Consider the following 19,198-nt stretch of genomic DNA (forward strand, 5'->3'; position numbering starts at 1 on the left):
TATAATGAAAAACATATTAAAATATGTATTTAATCAAAAAAAGTTTATATTAATAGCTGCAATAGGTATGATAGGTGGTGTAGCTGCTGAATTAATACTTCCATATTTAAATAAAGTTGTTATTGATAATATTATTATCAACAAACAAACGAATTTATTGTTCATAACTTTATTATCCATATTTTCTATCACTATATTCAGAGCATTAATGGGATATGTTCAAGAATTTACATTTGATTATGTTGGTTCAAGAATAAGTAAATCATTAAAATACGATGTTTTTAAACATATACAAAAATTATCATTTAAATATTTTGATAAGACAAATACAGGAGAATTAATGTCCAGAATTAGTGAAGATATTGATAATATATGGATGGCATTCGGTTTTGGTATTGGTTTATCTATTGAATTTTCATTATATTTTATTTTAGGTAGTATTGTACTGTTTTATTTAAATTGGAAATTAGCATTAATTAGCTTAATATCGGCACCATTTATAGCTTATTTAGCAACAAAATTAGAAAAAGAAATAGGAAAAGCTTTTGATAAGATTAGTGATCAAACTGCTGTTATTAATACCACAGCACAAGAGAATATATCTGGTGTAAGATTGGTTAAAGCGTTTGCCAGGGAAAAACACGAAATATTGAAATTTTTAAAATTAAATGATGAAAATTATAATTTAAACATTATGAAATCAAGAACATGGGGTAAATACTTTCCTACAATAGAATTTTTAGGAAATGCTGCTTTGATTTTAGTAGTCACAATAGGAGGCATGTTTGTTATTAATGAAAATATATCTTTAGGTACATTAGTTGCATTTAATGGATATATGTGGATGATTGTATGGCCAATGAGATTAATTGGATGGTTATCAAATATTTTATCTCAAGCAAATGCATCTGCTAAAAAAATAGAAAAAATATTTAATGAAAAAGAAGAAAATTATGATGGAATTAATTTAGAAAATGTAAAAGGTACATTAGAATTTAAAAATGTAAGTTTTAAATATGAAAATGAATATGTATTAAAAAACATTAATTTTAAAATTGATGCAGAAAAAACATTGGCAATTATGGGACCTACTGGTTCTGGAAAGAGTACATTAATTTCTTTAATATCCAGATTTTATGAGGATTATGAAGGGGAAATTTTACTTGATGATATAAATATAAAAGATATTTCATTAAAATCATTAAGAAAGAATATTAGTTATATTTTCCAGGATACATTTCTATTTTCTGACTCTGTAAAAGAAAACATTAAATATGGAAATGAAAATGCCACTGATGAAGATATTATTAATGCATGTATAGAAGCACAAGCACATGATTTTATTATGAATTTACCAGAAAAATATGATACTGTTGTTGGAGAAAGAGGTCTTGGGTTATCTGGAGGTCAAAAACAACGTTTAACAATAGCTAGAGGATTAGTAAAACATAGCCCTATTATCATATTTGATGATGCTACATCTGCACTTGATATGGATACAGAATATGAATTATTGAAAAGTATATATTCTAAAGAAAAACAAAATACAAAAATCATTATAGCTCATAGAATATCTGCTGTAAAAAATGCTGATGAAATTATTTTCTTAGAAAATGGTGAAATAATTGAAAGAGGAAATCATGAGGAATTATTAGAGAAGCGTGGAAAATACTATGATATATTTAAAGAACAATTTAAAGACTTTGAAGATTTAATAAGAGATGAGGTGATCTAATGAAGTTTGAAAAATTTGGTACAATAATCAGAATATTCAAATATTTAAAGCCATTTATACCTAAAACTATTTTAGTAATATTTTTAATGGTAATAGTTATGGTAATTAATTTAATTAATCCCTACTTTTTTAAAGTCGCTATTGATAATTATATAGCTAATAAAGATTTAAGAGGTTTAATGATTATTGGTGGAATATTATTATTATTAAATATTATTGCTTTAGTTTTATCAAGAATTAGAATTGTTGAAATGGGAAAGATTACTAATAAGATTGTATTGAATATACGTCATGAATTATATGAACATATACAAAAATTATCTTTTTCATTTTTCGATAGTAGACCAGTTGGGAAAATATTAGCCAGAGTGGTAAATGATGTAAATTCATTAGAACAATTATTTTCTAATAGTATTACCAGTTTAATACCAGAATTATTAAATTTAATTTTTGTTGCAGGAATCATGTTCTATATGAATTATAAACTTGCATTAGCTTCTATGATTATATTACCATTTTTAATATTTGGATTATTTTTAATAGAGAGCATTAGTAGAAAAAGATGGATGGAATATAGGAATAATAGATCAGAATTAAATGCATATACTCATGAAGATATATCTGGTATTAGAGTAGTTAAAGCGTTTACTGCAGAAAATAAAACAAATAGAAAATTTAAGTTTTTAACAGATAAAATGATGAATTCTTTTGTAAATGCTGTTAAGGTTAATGATTGGTTTTGGGCTATGGTTTTTATATCCTGGGGAATTGGAAGCGTATTAGTATTTTATTTAAGTGTTAAAATGATTGATTTAAATCAAGTTACTGTTGGTACTGTTGTTGCCTTTGTTGGATATATAGGTATGTTTTGGAGACCTATAATGAATTTAAGTAATTTCTATAATTCATTAGTTACAAATATATCCGCAGGAGAAAGAATATTTGAAATACTCGATACAAAACCAGACATTGTAAATCCAAAAGATGCTAAGATAATGCCCAAAATAAATGGTGATGTTGAATTTAAAAATGTTACTTTTTCATATGACAAGGAGATAGTATTGAATAATGTATCTTTTAAAATTAAACCTGGTGAAACCATTGCATTAGTTGGACCAACAGGAGCTGGAAAAACAACAATAGTAAATTTAATTAGCAGATTTTATGATCCACAAAAAGGGCAAATATTAATAGATGGTCATGATATTAAAAAAGTAGATTTAGAATCATTACGTTCTCAAATGGGAATTATGCTACAAGATACATTCTTGTTTTCTGATACCATAAAAGAAAATATTAGATATGGAAAATTAGATGCTACAGATGAAGAAATTATAGAAGCAGCAAAAGCTGTACATGCACATAATTTTATAATCAAATTAGAAAAAGGATACGATACTGATGTTAACGAAAGAGGTGTTAGATTATCCATTGGTGAAAGACAATTAATATCCTTTGCCAGAGCATTATTAGCAAATCCAAGAATATTAATTCTTGATGAAGCTACTTCTAATATTGACACATACACAGAAAAATTGGTACAGAATGGTATAAAAAAATTATTAAAGGGTAGAACATCATTTGTTATTGCTCATAGATTATCTACTATTAGGAATGCTGATAGAATATTCTATATTGATAATGGAGAAATTCTTGAAGTTGGGAATCACAAAGAATTAATGGCTAAAAAAGGACATTATTATAATCTATATATTTCACAGTTTAAATTTTTAGAATTAGGTGCATAAATATAAAAATCAATATGTTATAATATCAATATGATGTTGATAATTTCAAACTTTTGTTATTGAATATAATCAGCTTATATAAATATTTTAAAAAGTTAACAACATATAATGTTTATAACTATTGTTAATGTTAATAATTTTATGAACTAAAAATGTTATTAATTATAATTAGCAACTAAATAAATAACTAACAACGTTGAATGTTTATAATATATAAACAAAAATGATTTTTGAACAAAAAAATATAGTATAAATATTCTATATTTTAACTTACAACATTTTAAAGAAAAATTTGAAAAAAAACTTTCAAAGTTAATAACCTAATCAAAGCATTTTAAATTGTAGATTAATGTTATTTATTAACAAACAACATCACTATAGCACCTACACCTATAAATAATATATATAAGGAGAAAAAACATGAAAAAAATATTGTTGTTAACCTTAGTAATTATTTTTATACTAATAATATTAGATTATATATCTATAAAAACGTCTACTGAAAAAGATATAAAATTTTTAAAAATAGAAAAAAATGATACTCAACAAAAAGATATAATAAATACCAAAAATAGCAAAACAGAAAACATAATAAAACCATGGTATAAAATAATTACTGATGGTAAATTTTTAATTATAAAAGATAGCATAAAATTAAAAGACAAAATTATCTTTTTTGGACAAAATGAAAAAGTTAATAAAAACATAGTAATAATAGAAACTAATTTAGATGGAAATATATTATCTGAAAAAGAATTAAAAATTTCCTCTACAACGACTATAAAAAAAGTTATTTACATAGATAATAACTTTTACGTAATCGGTACTCAAGAATATAAACCTACAATCTTTATAGTAAATAACGAGGAAAAAATAATTAAATCAAAAACTTATGAAAATAACGGAGAACTAGAAACAATATTAAAAGATAATTTTGATAACATATATATAGGAGGATACATTGTTGAAAATGGTAAAAAAACTGGATATTTCGCAGAAATTGATAAAAATCTTGAAAAATTAAACGACTTCAAAATAAACTGGTATAACGATGAAATAATAACAGATATTAAAACCGATAAAGATTATATATACTTATTAGGCAATACAAATTCTACAGCTAACAATAACTTTGACACATATATAATTAAGTTAAACAAACTAAATTATTCAGATTATTCAATTTTAAAAATAGGAAAAGAAAACTTAAATGAATTTGGTTATTCTTTATTAATTGATAATAATAATTTATATATAGCAGGATATAGCTCCACAATAGATAAATTTCCATGGAAAACTATGATAATAAAAATAGATAAATCTTTAAAAATTATATGGAGAAATGATTATTTATTAAAACGCTCTTCAATAGCTTATAATGCCAATTTTTATAATAACAATATTATCGTATCTGGATATTCTTTAGAAAAAAACGATGATTTTGACGGTTTTATAGCTTTAATAGAAAAAAATAATGGTATATTATTAGATGAAAAATATTATGGTAATTCATATGATGAAAGATTATTAAATACTAAGGTAATTGATAACAATGCAATAATATCTGTAGGATATCAAAAAAAAGATAGTATTATTTCGGGAGTTTTGTTATATACAAACATAAATTCAGATATACAAGGATTCACAAAATAATATGATATAATTAATATAGTATTTAGATCAAAGGAGGATTTTATGAACAAAAAAAATAAAATAACATTATATGAATTAATTTTAAAAAATATAAGGTCCATTGTAATTACAGGAATAACATCTGTATTAGTTATTATAATGATATTTACATACATAACAATAAATCATGTTGAAGATTCTTTAAAGGAAAATTCTACAGGATTAATTAAATTAGCTTTTAATTCACTTTATAACACTCTATACGACTTTGATTCCAGATATTATAGAGGATTAGATAAATTTATAAACGATTTAAAAAAAGAACCTAGCGATATTAAAAATAAACTAATGGATTTCATGTATATATCAAATAAATTTGGTATGGAATCTACAGTAACAACTTTAGATATTAATAATGTAGATGAATACGCAAAAGATAAAGTTGAAAAATTACAACCTTTTAATTATTTTATTGTCATTGATCTAAATCAAAACAATTTAATTAGAAATGTTTATTTTAAAACAAACAACAATATATATTTACTTAAATATAAACTACCTATAGATAGAATCGAAAATACTATAAACAGCTTATATGAATTAAAGAACGATTATAAATTTATAAAAGAAATAAATATATGTACACACTCATTTGAAAGTTTAAATAATAATTTTCCTGAATTAAGTAAAGAAGATGAAGAATATTTAAAAACTGCATTTGATTCTAATAAAGAAGTTATTATTAAAAAAAATAATGGGATAAATTTCTATTTTGTTTGGAACTTTGAAGATGAAAAAACATTATTTAAACCTATAGGTATTGTATTAAAACTGGATTTTTCAACATATAGAAATTTAATAGCTATAAACATAATAATGTTTATAATTCTTCTGAGTTTGGTATTTTATTTTATAACTAAAAGAGCTCATAGAGTATCAAAACAAATATCTCGACCTTTTGAAGTAATGTTAAACAATATGAAAAAATTCAAAGAAACAAAATATTTAGAATTTGATAAGATTATTGAAAAATGCGATATAGAAGAAATAAATGAACTTATGACAGAATATCAAAAAATGACAGAAGATATTATGTCATCTTTTGAAGAAATAAATGCTATGAATGAAGAATTAGAAGAATCTTATAAAGAAATTGAAAAAGTAAACAACGAACTAGAAGATGCCTATTTGAACTTTAGCACGCAGCTTTCTATAATTGCTGAAGGATATGATGAAACAACTGGTAATCACGTAAATAGAGTAGGGGAATTGTCAGCGTTTATTGCAGAAAAAATGGGAGTTAATAGCGAAAATGTTGAGAAAATTAGATATTATGCCCCTTTACATGATATTGGAAAAATATTGATACCTAAAGAAATATTGGATAAAAAGGGTAGATTAACAGAAGAAGAATTTAACATAATGAAAAAGCATACTATTTATGGATCAGTTTTAATAGGTGATTCCCCTAAATTTGAAATAGCTAAAAATATTGCATTATACCATCATGAAAAATATAATGGAAAAGGTTATCCATATGGGTTAAAAGGAGAAGATATTCCTTTATGTGCAGCAATTGTATCAGTTGTAGATGTATATGATGCATTACGTTCGGAAAGACCATATAAACCTGCTTTTTCACATGAAAAAACAATGGATATATTAATTAATGGTGATGAAAGAACTCATCCTGATGATTTTCATCCTGAAGTATTAAAAATTTTAAAAGAAAACGAAAATGAGATAAAAATTCTTTGGGAAAAGATAAACCAAAACAGCTCAAAATTAATAGAACTATTGAAAAATATTGAAAATTATAAAAAATAGTATCAAAAAACAACCCCATTTCGGAGAAAGGGGTTGTTTTTTTAAAGTCTTTATTTAAGCCAAAAAATTTAATTTGTATTATTTTAATATTATTACAATATTATCTTATAATTATAGATGATATAAAATCAAAATTATCATTAAAAAAAATAAAAAATGAGGCTTTTGCCTCATTTTTTATTGTTATAAGAAACAAACTCTACAGTTCCTCTTTGCCTTACAGGTTGTGTATATAAGTCCATTAAAGCATATACTTCTTCTGGCATATCAGTCGAAACATTTAATCCTAATTCTTTAGCTTCTTCAACTGTAATAGGATAATCATGTGTCCATCTTCCTTCGGTTAATGTTTGGGATAATTCTTTAGCTTTTTCTTCATCCATATTATCTTTTAAAATAGAATATATGAACTTTTGAACTTGAGATATAGATTTTTTTGCAACATCAGCCAAAATAAGTGTTTGATCATCAACTTTATCTACCCCTTTTTGTTCTACAGCTTTTACAATGCTAGGTGCAGGGTTTTGACCTAATTGAGGATCAACTGGACCTAAAACAGCATGTTCATCCATTATAATTTGATTTGCAGCTAGTGAAATTAAAGTTCCACCACTCATTGCATAATGAGGAACAATAACCCTTGTTTCTTCAGGATGGTCATGTAAAGCCTTTGCTATTTGTGTAGCAGCTAAAACAAGACCACCTGGAGTATGAATTATTAAATCAATAGGTTTATCCTTTGGAGCTTTTCTAATAGCCCTTAGTATTTCTTCACTATCTTCAACATTAATATACTTATAAAATGGAAAACCTAAAAAACCCATACTTTCTTGTCTATGAATTAAAGTAATAACAGTAGAATTTCTCTTTTTTGAAAGAGAAGCTAAAATACTTTTTCTACCAGCTATTAATTGCGCAAACTTCATTTGTGGTCCCATCAATACATAAAAGATAAAAATCCACCATAGTAAAGATCCTAAAAATCCAGCAGTCATTATTATCACCCTCCAAAAAATATGAAAATTATAATATAATTATATCATATTAAATATGAAAAATTTTTCATATTATAGAGATAATCAATAAATAATAAGATAAAAGAAAATATTAAGAATTATTTGGATATATTTGAAATAATTTGGTATATGAATATATAAAATTTTCTGGTATACTACTATAGTATGATGTCAAGGAGATGATAACTGTGAACAAATTTATTGTAAGTACTAAATATGGAAGTATTATAGGATATGTTAAAAACAATAAAGTATTTCAAATAGATTTATCAAATAGTATTGAGGAAGAATATCACGATAGTTATACAGCAGATTTTTACTTCAAAATAAAAGAATATATAAAAGGAAATGATGTTTTAAATGAAATACCATATGAAATATTTTTTAAAAATGATTTTGAGAAAAAAGTTTTGTTGGCTTTAAAAAATGTAAGATTTGGAAATGTTGTTTCTTACAAAGGATTAGCAATACTTGCAGGATATCCAAATGCTGCAAGAGCTGTAGGAACAATAATGGCTAAAAATAGGATCCCATTAATATTTCCATGTCATAGGGTAATAAAAAGTAATGGTGAAGTGGGAAAATATGGTGGTGGAGAATCATTAAAAAAATTTCTATTAGAGATTGAAGGTGTTGTTATAAAAGGAGATAAAGTTATTTCGTGTAACAAACTTTAACTTTTATAAAACATTTAAGAATAAATTTAAATATATAATTAAATTTGAGGTGATTAAAATGTCAAAAAGATTACATCCAAAAATATTTAAAGTACCTATAGACAGAATTAGAATGGGATATTATTCAGATAAATATTTTACGAGATATGTAGAAGTTTTAAAAAAAGATAATAGACATATTAATGTTCTATATCAGTATTTTCCAAGAAAAGACTGTGTTGTTGTAGGAATTGATGAAGCACTCGCTATTTTAAGATTTGGAACTGGTTATTATAAAAATGAAGAAAGAGCAAATGAACTATTTAATCAAATAATGGATTTAGAAAAAGCACTTCAAAATGCTGCACATAAAATGGATAAAGATGAATTATTAAATATAACTTCCAAAAAATGGGATTTAAGAATGTTATTAAATGAATTATGGGTTGATAAATGGAATGAAATTGAGGTTAAAGCTTTATATGATGGTGATGAAGCGAAAAATATGGAGCCTATTTTGACTATAGAAGGTGACCCTGCTTATTTTGGATATTTAGAAACCGTATTATTAGGTGTTTTGGCTAGAGCAAGTTCAACAGCGACAGCTGTAAAAAAAGTAGTAGAAGTTGCTAATGGAAAACCAATATTATTTTTTAGTGCCCGATTTGATCATTATTGGGTTCAAGCAACAGATGGATATGCAGCATTAAAAGCAGGAGCATTTGGTGTATCTACTGATGCAAATGCTGATTATTGGGGTATAGAATCATTAGGTACAATTCCACATGCATTGATAGCTTCATATGAAGGAGATACAGCTGAAGCTGCAATTGCATTTGATAAATATATAAATGGAAATGTGAATAGAATGGTTTTAGTTGATTGGGATAATGATGTAATAGGAACAACATTAGAAGTTGTTTCAAGGTTCTATGAACATATAACGGGAGAAAAATTCAAATTAGGAATTAGCGATCCTTCAATAATAATAGGACCAGGTAAAAATAAAATATGGGGTGTAAGATTTGATACATCAGGCAGTTTAAGAGATAAAAGCGTAACACCAAGAGATAAATCATCTTTAGGTGTAAATCCAGAATTAGTATGGAAAGCAAGAAAAACGTTTGATGAATATGGTTTAAAAGATTTAAAAATAATAGTATCTGGTGGTTTTGATGTAGAAAAAATAAAATTATTTGAAATGTTAGATGTACCTGTTGATACATATGGTGTAGGTTCAAAGTTATTAAAAGAAAAAGTAGATTATACTGCAGATATAGTGGAAGTAAATGGAAAGCATTGTGCAAAAGTTGGAAGAAAAAAGGGAGATTTTTCTAGATTATCAACAGTAGAAAGAAATTATTGGGAAGAAAAATAAAATAAAAAGAAATTTTAAAGGAGGAATATAAAATGGAAAAAGGTACATGGGTTGTAAAGAAAGGTTTTGCAGAAATGTTTAAAAATGGTGTAATTATGGATGTAACTACTGCTGAGCAGGCAAAAATTGCTGAAGAAGCTGGTGCTGTTGCAGTTATGGCTCTTGAAAGAGTTCCAGCAGATATTAGAAAAGCTGGTGGAGTTGCAAGAATGGCAAGTATTTCAAAAATTAAAGAAATTATGGAAGCAGTATCTATTCCAGTTATGGCTAAAGTAAGAATAGGACATATTGCAGAAGCTAGAATATTAGAAGCATTAGGTGTAGATTTTATAGATGAATCAGAAGTATTAACCCCAGCAGACGATAAGTACCATATAAATAAACATGATTATAAGGTTCCATTTGTATGTGGTGCAAGGAACTTAGGTGAAGCATTAAGAAGAATTGCAGAAGGTGCAGCAATGATTAGAACTAAAGGTGAAGCTGGAACAGGAAATGTTGTTGAAGCTGTTAAACACATGAGACAGGTTATGGATGAAGTAAGATTAGTTCAAAATATGCCAGAAGAAGAATTAGTAACTTATGCAAAACAAATAGGTGCTCCTGTAGATTTAGTAGCAGAAGTTAAAAAATTAGGTAGATTACCTGTAGTTAATTTCGCAGCTGGTGGAGTTGCAACACCTGCAGATGCTGCATTAATGATGTTATTAGGTGCAGATGGTGTATTCGTAGGTTCTGGTATATTCAAATCAAAAGAACCAAAGAAAATGGCAAAAGCTATAGTTGAAGCTGTATTACATTATGATGATCCAGAAAAATTAGCTCAAATTAGTGAAGATATTGGAGAAGCAATGGAAGGATTAGAAATTGATCAATTAGATGTTCATTTACAAGAAAGAGGTTGGTAATATTGAAAATAGGTGTATTAGCAGTTCAAGGAGATATTAGAGAACATGCAAATATGATAGAAAAAATTGGACATACACCAGTTAGAGTTAAATCAGTAGAAACATTAAATGAGGTTGAAGGTTTGATAATTCCTGGTGGAGAAAGTACAACTATTTCCAAATTAATGAAAAAAACAGGTATATGGGAAGAATTAAAGAAAAAAGCACAAGAAGGATTTCCTATTTTTGGAACATGTGCAGGAATGATAGTTGTATCAAAAGGTATAGCAAATTATCCACAACAAGAAACAATGGGATTAATAGATATATATGTTGAAAGAAATGCGTATGGAAGACAAGTATTTTCATTTGAGGAAATTTTAAAATTTCAAGGAAAAGATATAAAAGTTACATTTATAAGAGCACCAAAAATTGTTAAATATGGTGATAATGTTGAAAAATTAATAGAATTTAAAGATGCACCAGTTTTAGTAAGAGAAAACAATATATTAGCTGCATCATTTCATCCAGAAATAGAAGATGATCCTTCAGTTCATCAATACTTTGTAGAAAATATGGTAGCTAAAAAGCAGGTGAAATAATGATACCATTACATGGTTTTTTAGGTCATTTTGTTGCAGATCATGCATTTTCTAATGTATATTCTGACAAATTAAAAATAAAAAATAATTTAATAACACATATTATATGGAGTATTTTAGCGATATTAGCCTTTACATTTGATTCATTGAAAACACCATTAGGTATAATAGCATTTTTAGTATTAATATCGTATCATGTTTTTATCGATGTATATAGAACAAAAGGAACAACATTTAAAAAAGAGTTATTATACTTAGCAATAGCTCTAATTATAAATTTAGTATTTTATAAAGCTTATGCTAATTCATATATATCAAATGAATTTATTTATTATATTATAGGTATGATGTTTGCAACAAGTTTTGGTTCATTTATTGAAAGAACATATAATATAATTGATCAACAAATAAAAGATACTACAGGTGCTTCAGAAAGATTAGCTATATATATATTTATTAGCAAATTTAAAATTGAATGGGTTTTAGTTGCAATATTAGCTGGATTATTATATAGATTTTTAATAGTTAAAGAAAAATCTAAAGAATGGGTATTTTCTCCAGTATATGGTGTTATAGTTTCATCAATTTGGATTTTGATAATGAAAGCAATTTTTTAAAATGATTTGGGCAATTTCAGATATTCATGGAATGTATGAAAAGCTATTAAATTTAATACAAGAAATACCAGAAAATGATAAAATCATTTTCTTAGGAGATTATATTGATCGAGGACCGGAATCTAAACAGGTCCTCGATTTACTATTCAAATTAAAAAATAGAGCTATATTTTTAAAGGGAAATCATGAGGATATGATGATTGATTATATAGAAAAAAGAGGTATTTATGCTGAAAGGGTATGGTTTAGAAATGGTGCTGCATATACATTAAAAAGTTTTGAAAATAATATAGAAAATAAATATATTGAATTTATAAAATCCTTGAAATTATATCATATAGAACAAATAAATGGACAGAAATATTTATTTGTTCATGGTGGAGTTAGATATGGAGCAAAATTAGAAGAACAAACAGAACGTGATTTATTATGGATAAGAAGTGATTTTTATTTACAAAATAAAAGATATGAAGATTATATCGTTATTCATGGACATACTCCAACATTTTATATAATTGAAGAGTATGAAGTGTATTATCATAAAGATGAAAATAATAATATTATAAGTATAGATGTAGATACTGGATGTGTGTATGGTGGGAAATTAACAGCATTTGGAATAGATGAAAATAATAATTATAAAATTATATCTGTATAAATATTATTTAAAAATATAAAATCATTGTATATATGGATATTCATCGAATATTCATATATTTTTAATTTAAAATATCAAATATACTTGACTTTTTGTCAAATAAAGTTGTATAATTTTAATGGGAGGAGATAAAGATGAAAAATAAGTTGAAAGTATATAGAGCAATGTATGATATGACACAAGAAGATTTAGCAAATAAAATAGGCGTTTCCAGACAAACAATTAATTATATAGAAAAAGGAAAATATTCTCCTTCTGTAGTATTAGCACTTAAAATAGCGAAAATATTTAATTGTAAAGTAGAAGATTTATTTATTTTAGAAAGAGAGGATTTAGATAAGGGAAATTCATTTGTCTTTAAAGGAGGTAAGTAAAATGAGAAAGTATTTATTTATAATTGAAATCACTTTATTAATTATAATAACCATATTGGTCTCATTGAATTATTGGTTCTCCTTAATGTATCTAATAATATTAATCCTTGAAATATATAAAGATAAAAATGCAATAGATGAGATGGATAAGTATTTAAGATATAAAACTTCTAACATAACATTATATATAATAATTGGAGTATCGGCTTTCTTTTTAACAATGGATTTTGTTCCAGAAAAAGAATTATTAATATTTTATACGTTATTTCCATTACTATTGAAAAATTTATTATATGTTGGATATATGTTAAATAGGGAAAAGGTAATAAAAAGAACAGGATACACTATATTTTTAATACTAACATTATTTACTGTCTCATCACATGGTTTTTCTGTGGTAACGTTAATAGAAATGACGCCATGGTTATTAATATTATTAGCTACATGGATTGCTATAAAATATAGAATAATAGGATCAATACTATTTTTTGGTGCAGCAGGTGTTATGACTTATTTAATATTTAAAAATGAAATTGATTCTGCACAGATATTAACCTTTTCATTGGTAGTAACTCCATTATTGTTTTTGGGTTTTCAAACCATTAGAAAGGAGTGATAAAAATGAAAAAAATAATCATAACAATTATCATCATATTAGTTCTTATTTACACTAATATTTTATTTGCAAGTAATATTTCATATTCTATTGGAATTGCAGTATCAGGAGCATTATTTCCATATTTAGGTATTAGTTATAATATGGATAATATTAAAATGGGTGGTTCTATTGGTTTTATTTTTGGGCCTGATGATAAAAATCCTAAACAATGGAATTATATGTTTTCACCAGCATTTAATATAGATTATTTTGTTATGAATAATTTTTCAATAGAAGTAAATACAAGAATGCTTGTTGTTATTCCATATCAATATGAACAATTATATTTAGCAGGAATAGGTATAAAATATGGAATACCAATAAATGATAATTTTATTAATTTAATATTATCTGGAAATTACATTATACCTATAAGTGCTGGTGAAAGATCATGGGAAAAAGTAAGAGATATGAAACCATACATTCCAATTCCATTTATTCAAGGAGAATATGAATTTTAAAAAAGCGAGGCAAAAGCCTCGCTTTATATATTATATGAATTACCATCTACCTCTTGGCATAGGTTGTTGATTTGGATATTGTCGTTGTCCTTGATAACCTGGCATTTGGAAGTTGCCTCTTGGAACAAAATCTCTATTTGAAATTTGTGGTCCATAACAATTATTTTGCATTTGGTAATATCTTTGATTATTATTTCTCATAGGAGATTGTCTCATATTACCTCTAAAATTAGAATTTCTATTATAACCTGGCATTTGTGTATTTGACCTCATTCCTCTAGCAGCATCTCTAAAACCATTTAAAACAACATCTTTACCGTCAACTTTGGATTCAACAGGTCTAAAAATTTTTTCATTATTGAATTCTATTTCCCAACCTTTTACTTCAATAGTTTTACCTATTTCTAAATCTTTTGCGAAATAAGAATTTGCATGAATTTCTACAAAATCACCATTATCTGTTTTGATTTTAATTTCCAAAATACCAGGGAAATCTTTATTTTCTTCAATAGAATCAATAACACCAGTAACTGTAATCATATTTTCTTCATTGAACATATATCCACCACGAGTACCTTGATAATTTTGATAAATAGGAGCAGCATTAGGATCTTGATTTACTCTAGGAGCATTAGCGTTAAAAGCGAAAATAGAACCTGCCATCAAACCACCGACTAATAAAACAGTTAAAAACTTTTTCATAATAACACCTCCACAGTATTTTTTTAATTTTTTTGTTTTTGTCTTTCGACACTAGTATAATAACTTATAATCCTTAAAGAAAACTTAGTGTTTGCTTAGAATTTCCTTAGAAAAAATTTTGTTGAAGTAAAATAAAAGGAGAGCGTACACTCTCCTTTTATTATTCTGTTTATTATTTAAATATTTCAAAAGAATTTGGTAATAACGTGTTTTCTAATTTTCTTTGATTAAAAATATATCTTCCATCACAAACAAATCCTAAGTCTTCCCAATCTACCTTATTTAGCATATCTTTAAATTTAACAATATCAATATCTTTTTTTGGGAAAATACCTAATATACTGCCATCATAATATATAGAATCATGTAAGAAAAAAGGTTGTGTATCTCTAGTTCTTGTATTTACATAAACTCTTGGTTTATCAGAAACATAAAAATCTCTACCCCATTTATACCAGTTTTCTTCGTTAAATTTTCTAATTTTTCTTTTTAATAAATTTTTTTTATTTTTTAAAATATGATCATTAATTATATTGTATATCATTTTTTTAGTTTTTCCTGTTCTTTTTGTATATGAGCAGATAACATCAATATTACCGCTTTCATGAGTAAATATCTTATCTGCTCCGCTTGCTCCACCAACCTTTACATATGCTATATCTTTAAGCTTAATAGTATAATTTTTATTTTTTAAAAACAAAAAATGACCTTCAACATTATAAAAATATCTAGTTTCATTATTATAAATTACCTTTCTATTATAATTATTTTTTTCATATCTCCAAATAACAACGTTAGGAGAAAATTTATATCCAAAAATTCTATCGTCACCAAATTCAATAACATCAGTAATGGTTCCATTTTCAAAGAGCAGATTATTTAATTTTACAGCGGAAGTTAAACTAAAAAAGTCTCTTGGAGTAATAAATATAATTTCACCATTATCTGTTAAATGTAAAAATGATTTATATATAAAAAATAAGAATAAATTAGCTCTTTTATCAAAAATTTTCATAGGAAGTTTTTTCTTTGTATCTTTTAAAATATCTTTAAAAGCAACATATGGAGGATTACCAATCACAGTATCAAATTTTTCTGAAATTGGATAATCAAAAAAATCCATTTTTAAGCAATTATTTATTTTAAAATCTTTTTCAATTCCGATAATATTTTTATCTTTGAGTAAACGAATAAAAATACCATCCCCACAGGATGGCTCTAATATTCTGCTTCCTCTTTTTATTAATTTAATCATTTTTTTTGAAATATTTTCTGGCGTAAAAACCTGACCAAGTCTTTTAATTTTATAATCTTCTTTAGCCATAATAACTCCTTATTATAGATATATAATAAATGCGCCTAATATTAATAATATTGTTCCTAAAATTCTAATAGCGACTTTTTCCTTAAAAATAAATTTTGCAAAAAATGCAGTAATAAGTGCAGAACTCATAGAAACCGGTTCTGCTATACTAACATCTATATATTTAAACATATTTAATAATGCAATATATGAATAAGCATTTGAAATTCCGCCACTTATCAAAGGAGAAATTTTACTTTTAATAATTTTTATATGAGGTTTGATTGATTTATATTTTATCATAGTAACTATAAAAAAGTATATACTAACTATTAAATATATAGAAATTGAATAGCTTAATGAATCAATATTTCTTATAAAATATCCATCTATTGTTCTACCTATTGCCATTAAGCCAGAAGAAATCAACATGGCGACAGCACCTTTGCTTTTTAAAATATTTTTATAGGATTCCTTTAAATTATTATCCTTCTTTAAAAATGAAACGCCATATAACATCAATAGACTACCCAAAATTTTAGTAATAGTAATTTTTTCATCTAAAAAAATAGCAGTAGTGATTATTAAAAAAATAACATTCATATTATATAAAGGAGCAATTACAGAAGCATCTTCATTTGCTAGTGCATAAACATATAAAAAGAATGAAAATGCATATATAGTTCCACTAAAAATTGCTGTTTTTAATGAAATAAAACTTATATGATTAAAAAATGGGAAGAAAGCTAAAAAAGAAAAAAAGAAAAATGCCCATGAAGACAAAATTTCATCTTCATGGGTAGTTATTTTCTTTCCAGCGATTCTTTCATAGCCTAATAATGTAATTCTAATTATTAACCAGAGATACACCATTTATTATCACCAAATCATCCAAGAGCATTATCAAGGATCATCATTACTAAAAATCCGGTAATCAAAGAGAATGTTGCAGCTCTTTCATAACCATGTGAATGTGTTTCTGGAATTATTTCATCACTGATTACATATAACATAGCTCCTGCAGCTAATGCAAGAAAGAAAGGTAAAGCTGGTCTCATTAAAACAATAAAACCTGCACCAATAATTCCACCTATAGGTTCAACCCATCCAGAAAATGCTGAATACCAAAAAGCTTGTTTTTTAGAATATCCAGCCTTTAAAAATGAAACAGCAGTAGCTGTTCCTTCTGGAATATTTTGTATTCCAATAGCAGTAGCTACAATAATACCATTTTTAATCATTTCTGTTGTTCCACCACCAAAACTTACCCCAACAGCCATACCTTCTGGAAAATTATGTAAAGTAATAGCTATAACAAATAACCATACTTTTTTAACAACGGCCATCTTTGGACCTTCATGACCTTTTAAAAAATGTTCGTGTGGTGCAAAAGTATCCATTAATTCTAAGACAACAGCACCTACAATAATTCCAATAACAGTTATAGTAATACCTCCAAGGTCAATTGCTGGAACAATTAATGAAAACATTGTAGCAGCAAGCATTACTCCAGATGCAAACCCCAAAGCCATGTCCAATTGTTTTTCTGTCATTTGTTTTTTCATAAAAAATATGGGTATGGCTCCAAGAGCAGTAGCGCTACCAGCTATTAAACTGGCTAAAGCTCCATAAGTAAATATTTGATTTCCAGTTAATTCCATCATATACCTCCTTTATTTTACTATAATTTCTACATCCTTTTTATCAAAAGCTATTGCTACTTTTATTATTTTCTCTATTCCATAACTCTTTATTTCTTCTTCATATCCTTTTTCTTCTATTTGTTTTATTCCCTTTTCCGCACTATTTTTTAAATTACCTTCTTTTATGTAATGTTTTTTAAATTCAAATATTATTCCTGGTTCTCTTTTTTCTTTTGGGATTAATATTACATCTCCACTTTCTATTATTTCTTTTATCAGCATACTTTTTCTATATAATACATGTTATCTTCTATTATGCTTTTAAAGTCACTTCGTCCCATTGGTAATCGTTTCAATTTTTTCATCATTACACCTCTGGTAACTTATATTAATATTATAGCATAAAAGTAATGAAACTGTTCAAAAAGTTAAAATCACTCAGACAGTTTGATTGCAAATCTTAAAAATAAAGGAAATTATAAAAATCCTTTATTAAAATAAAACAATAAAAGTTTATAAAGTATACATAAATTTGAAAATAATATTTTACAAATTTTTCTTGACAAATGATAAAAATAGATGTATAATAAAAATGAAATCATTACAAAAATAAATCATATGGAGGTGGTATTAATGGCAAATATTCCATTAATAGGAGAGAAATTTCCAGAATTAGAGGTAGTAACAACACATGGTAAAATGAAATTACCAGAAGCATTTAAAGGCAAATGGTTTGTATTATTTAGTCATCCAGCAGATTTTACACCTGTTTGTACAACAGAATTTGTTGGATTCCAAAAAAGATATGATGAATTTAAGAAATTAAACACAGAATTGATAGGTTTAAGTATCGACCAGGTATTTTCACACATTAGTTGGATTAATTGGATAAAAGAAAAAATGGGAGTAGAAATTCAATATCCTGTTATAGCCGATGATAGAGGAATGGTTGCAGAAAGATTGGGTTTAATTCATGCTTCAGCTTCGCATACTGTAAGAGCAGTATTCATTGTTGATTCTAATGGTATTGTAAGAGCAATTATCTATTATCCACCAGAATTAGGAAGAAATCTTGATGAGATTATAAGAGCAGTAAAAGCACTTCAATTAGCAGATAAAGCAAAAGTAGCTATGCCAGCTAATTGGCCAAATAATGAATTAATTGGAGATAAAGTTATAGTACCTCCAGCATCTGATGTGGAATCAGCAAAAGATAGATTAAAAAATTATGAAGGATACGATTGGTGGTTTGTTTATAAAAAATTAGAAGATTAATTATCATAGTATCCATACTCAATAGC

General features: G+C 25.9%; 20 protein-coding genes. 14 read left to right on the forward strand and 6 right to left on the reverse strand.

Annotated features, from left to right (window positions below):
• Positions 1–4: 4 nt before the first annotated feature.
• The 4 genes from ACZ5CK_RS10545 to ACZ5CK_RS10560 all read left to right on the forward strand — a co-directional run bounded on the left by ACZ5CK_RS10545 (position 5) and on the right by ACZ5CK_RS10560 (position 6,942).
• Positions 5–1,735: an ABC transporter ATP-binding protein gene (locus ACZ5CK_RS10545; protein ID WP_464581774.1), complete on the forward strand. Its 1,731-nt coding sequence runs from the start codon at positions 5–7 to the stop codon at positions 1,733–1,735.
• Positions 1,735–3,483 carry an ABC transporter ATP-binding protein gene (locus tag ACZ5CK_RS10550; protein WP_464581775.1) on the forward strand — a complete coding sequence of 583 codons (1,749 nt, stop codon included), beginning with the start codon at positions 1,735–1,737 and terminating at the stop codon, positions 3,481–3,483. The genes ACZ5CK_RS10545 and ACZ5CK_RS10550 overlap by 1 nt, the downstream gene beginning before the upstream one ends.
• A gap of 420 nt (positions 3,484–3,903) precedes the next feature.
• On the forward strand, positions 3,904–5,136 hold the full coding sequence (locus tag ACZ5CK_RS10555; protein WP_464581776.1) for a hypothetical protein: 1,233 nt from the start codon (positions 3,904–3,906) through the stop codon (positions 5,134–5,136).
• A 42-nt stretch (positions 5,137–5,178) separates the two neighbouring features.
• Positions 5,179–6,942 carry an HD-GYP domain-containing protein gene (locus ACZ5CK_RS10560; protein ID WP_464581777.1) on the forward strand — a complete coding sequence of 588 codons (1,764 nt, stop codon included), beginning with the start codon at positions 5,179–5,181 and terminating at the stop codon, positions 6,940–6,942.
• A gap of 170 nt (positions 6,943–7,112) precedes the next feature.
• Here the strand turns inward: ACZ5CK_RS10560 and ACZ5CK_RS10565 are convergent, their stop codons facing one another.
• Complete coding sequence (locus ACZ5CK_RS10565; protein ID WP_464581778.1) at positions 7,113–7,937, reverse strand: SDH family Clp fold serine proteinase; 825 nt, start codon at positions 7,935–7,937, stop codon at positions 7,113–7,115.
• Between the two features lie 209 nt (positions 7,938–8,146).
• On the opposite strand from ACZ5CK_RS10565, the gene ACZ5CK_RS10570 reads away from it, so the two are divergent.
• The 9 genes from ACZ5CK_RS10570 (at position 8,147) to ACZ5CK_RS10610 (ending at position 14,249) form a co-directional block, all read left to right on the forward strand.
• Entirely contained in the window at positions 8,147–8,635 is a 489-nt protein-coding gene (locus ACZ5CK_RS10570) for a methylated-DNA--[protein]-cysteine S-methyltransferase (protein WP_464581779.1), read from the forward strand.
• 58 nt (positions 8,636–8,693) lie between these two features.
• Positions 8,694–9,992, forward strand: coding sequence for a nicotinate phosphoribosyltransferase (locus ACZ5CK_RS10575; protein ID WP_464581780.1), 1,299 nt, complete (start codon positions 8,694–8,696; stop codon positions 9,990–9,992).
• A gap of 32 nt (positions 9,993–10,024) precedes the next feature.
• Positions 10,025–10,900, forward strand: coding sequence for a pyridoxal 5'-phosphate synthase lyase subunit PdxS (pdxS, locus tag ACZ5CK_RS10580; protein WP_464581781.1), 876 nt, complete (start codon positions 10,025–10,027; stop codon positions 10,898–10,900).
• 2 nt (positions 10,901–10,902) lie between these two features.
• Positions 10,903–11,481, forward strand: a complete 579-nt coding sequence (gene pdxT / locus ACZ5CK_RS10585; protein WP_464581782.1) for a pyridoxal 5'-phosphate synthase glutaminase subunit PdxT — start codon at positions 10,903–10,905, stop codon at positions 11,479–11,481.
• Positions 11,481–12,098 (forward strand): hypothetical protein, encoded by a 618-nt coding sequence (locus tag ACZ5CK_RS10590; RefSeq protein ID WP_464581783.1) that lies wholly within the window; start codon positions 11,481–11,483, stop codon positions 12,096–12,098. The genes pdxT and ACZ5CK_RS10590 overlap by 1 nt, the downstream gene beginning before the upstream one ends.
• Position 12,099: 1 nt before the next feature.
• Complete coding sequence (locus tag ACZ5CK_RS10595; RefSeq protein ID WP_464581784.1) at positions 12,100–12,756, forward strand: metallophosphoesterase family protein; 657 nt, start codon at positions 12,100–12,102, stop codon at positions 12,754–12,756.
• A gap of 134 nt (positions 12,757–12,890) precedes the next feature.
• A complete protein-coding gene (locus ACZ5CK_RS10600) occupies positions 12,891–13,130 on the forward strand; it encodes a helix-turn-helix transcriptional regulator (RefSeq protein WP_464581785.1) in 240 nt (79 codons plus the stop codon).
• Between the two features lies 1 nt (position 13,131).
• Positions 13,132–13,746 carry a hypothetical protein gene (locus tag ACZ5CK_RS10605; RefSeq protein ID WP_464581786.1) on the forward strand — a complete coding sequence of 205 codons (615 nt, stop codon included), beginning with the start codon at positions 13,132–13,134 and terminating at the stop codon, positions 13,744–13,746.
• Between the two features lie 5 nt (positions 13,747–13,751).
• Positions 13,752–14,249 (forward strand): hypothetical protein, encoded by a 498-nt coding sequence (locus tag ACZ5CK_RS10610; protein WP_464581787.1) that lies wholly within the window; start codon positions 13,752–13,754, stop codon positions 14,247–14,249.
• Positions 14,250–14,288: 39 nt separating this feature from the next.
• Here ACZ5CK_RS10610 and ACZ5CK_RS10615 read toward each other — a convergent pair whose 3' ends face one another.
• The 5 genes from ACZ5CK_RS10615 to ACZ5CK_RS10635 form a co-directional block, all read right to left on the reverse strand.
• Entirely contained in the window at positions 14,289–14,951 is a 663-nt protein-coding gene (locus ACZ5CK_RS10615) for a hypothetical protein (RefSeq protein WP_464581788.1), read from the reverse strand.
• 172 nt (positions 14,952–15,123) lie between these two features.
• Positions 15,124–16,275 carry an Eco57I restriction-modification methylase domain-containing protein gene (locus ACZ5CK_RS10620; protein ID WP_464581789.1) on the reverse strand — a complete coding sequence of 384 codons (1,152 nt, stop codon included), beginning with the start codon at positions 16,273–16,275 and terminating at the stop codon, positions 15,124–15,126.
• Between the two features lie 12 nt (positions 16,276–16,287).
• The gene (locus tag ACZ5CK_RS10625; RefSeq protein WP_464581790.1) at positions 16,288–17,127 is read right to left on the reverse strand and encodes an EamA family transporter; all 840 of its coding nucleotides are present in this window, start codon (positions 17,125–17,127) and stop codon (positions 16,288–16,290) included.
• 14 nt (positions 17,128–17,141) lie between these two features.
• Positions 17,142–17,915, reverse strand: coding sequence for a ZIP family metal transporter (locus ACZ5CK_RS10630; protein ID WP_464581791.1), 774 nt, complete (start codon positions 17,913–17,915; stop codon positions 17,142–17,144).
• Positions 17,916–17,927: 12 nt separating this feature from the next.
• Positions 17,928–18,179, reverse strand: coding sequence for a PD-(D/E)XK nuclease domain-containing protein (locus ACZ5CK_RS10635; protein WP_464581792.1), 252 nt, complete (start codon positions 18,177–18,179; stop codon positions 17,928–17,930).
• Between the two features lie 351 nt (positions 18,180–18,530).
• On the opposite strand from ACZ5CK_RS10635, the gene ACZ5CK_RS10640 reads away from it, so the two are divergent.
• The gene (locus tag ACZ5CK_RS10640; RefSeq protein WP_464581793.1) at positions 18,531–19,172 is read left to right on the forward strand and encodes a peroxiredoxin; all 642 of its coding nucleotides are present in this window, start codon (positions 18,531–18,533) and stop codon (positions 19,170–19,172) included.
• Positions 19,173–19,198: the final 26 nt, after the last annotated feature.

The sequence above is a fragment of the Marinitoga okinawensis genome (assembly GCF_055387075.1).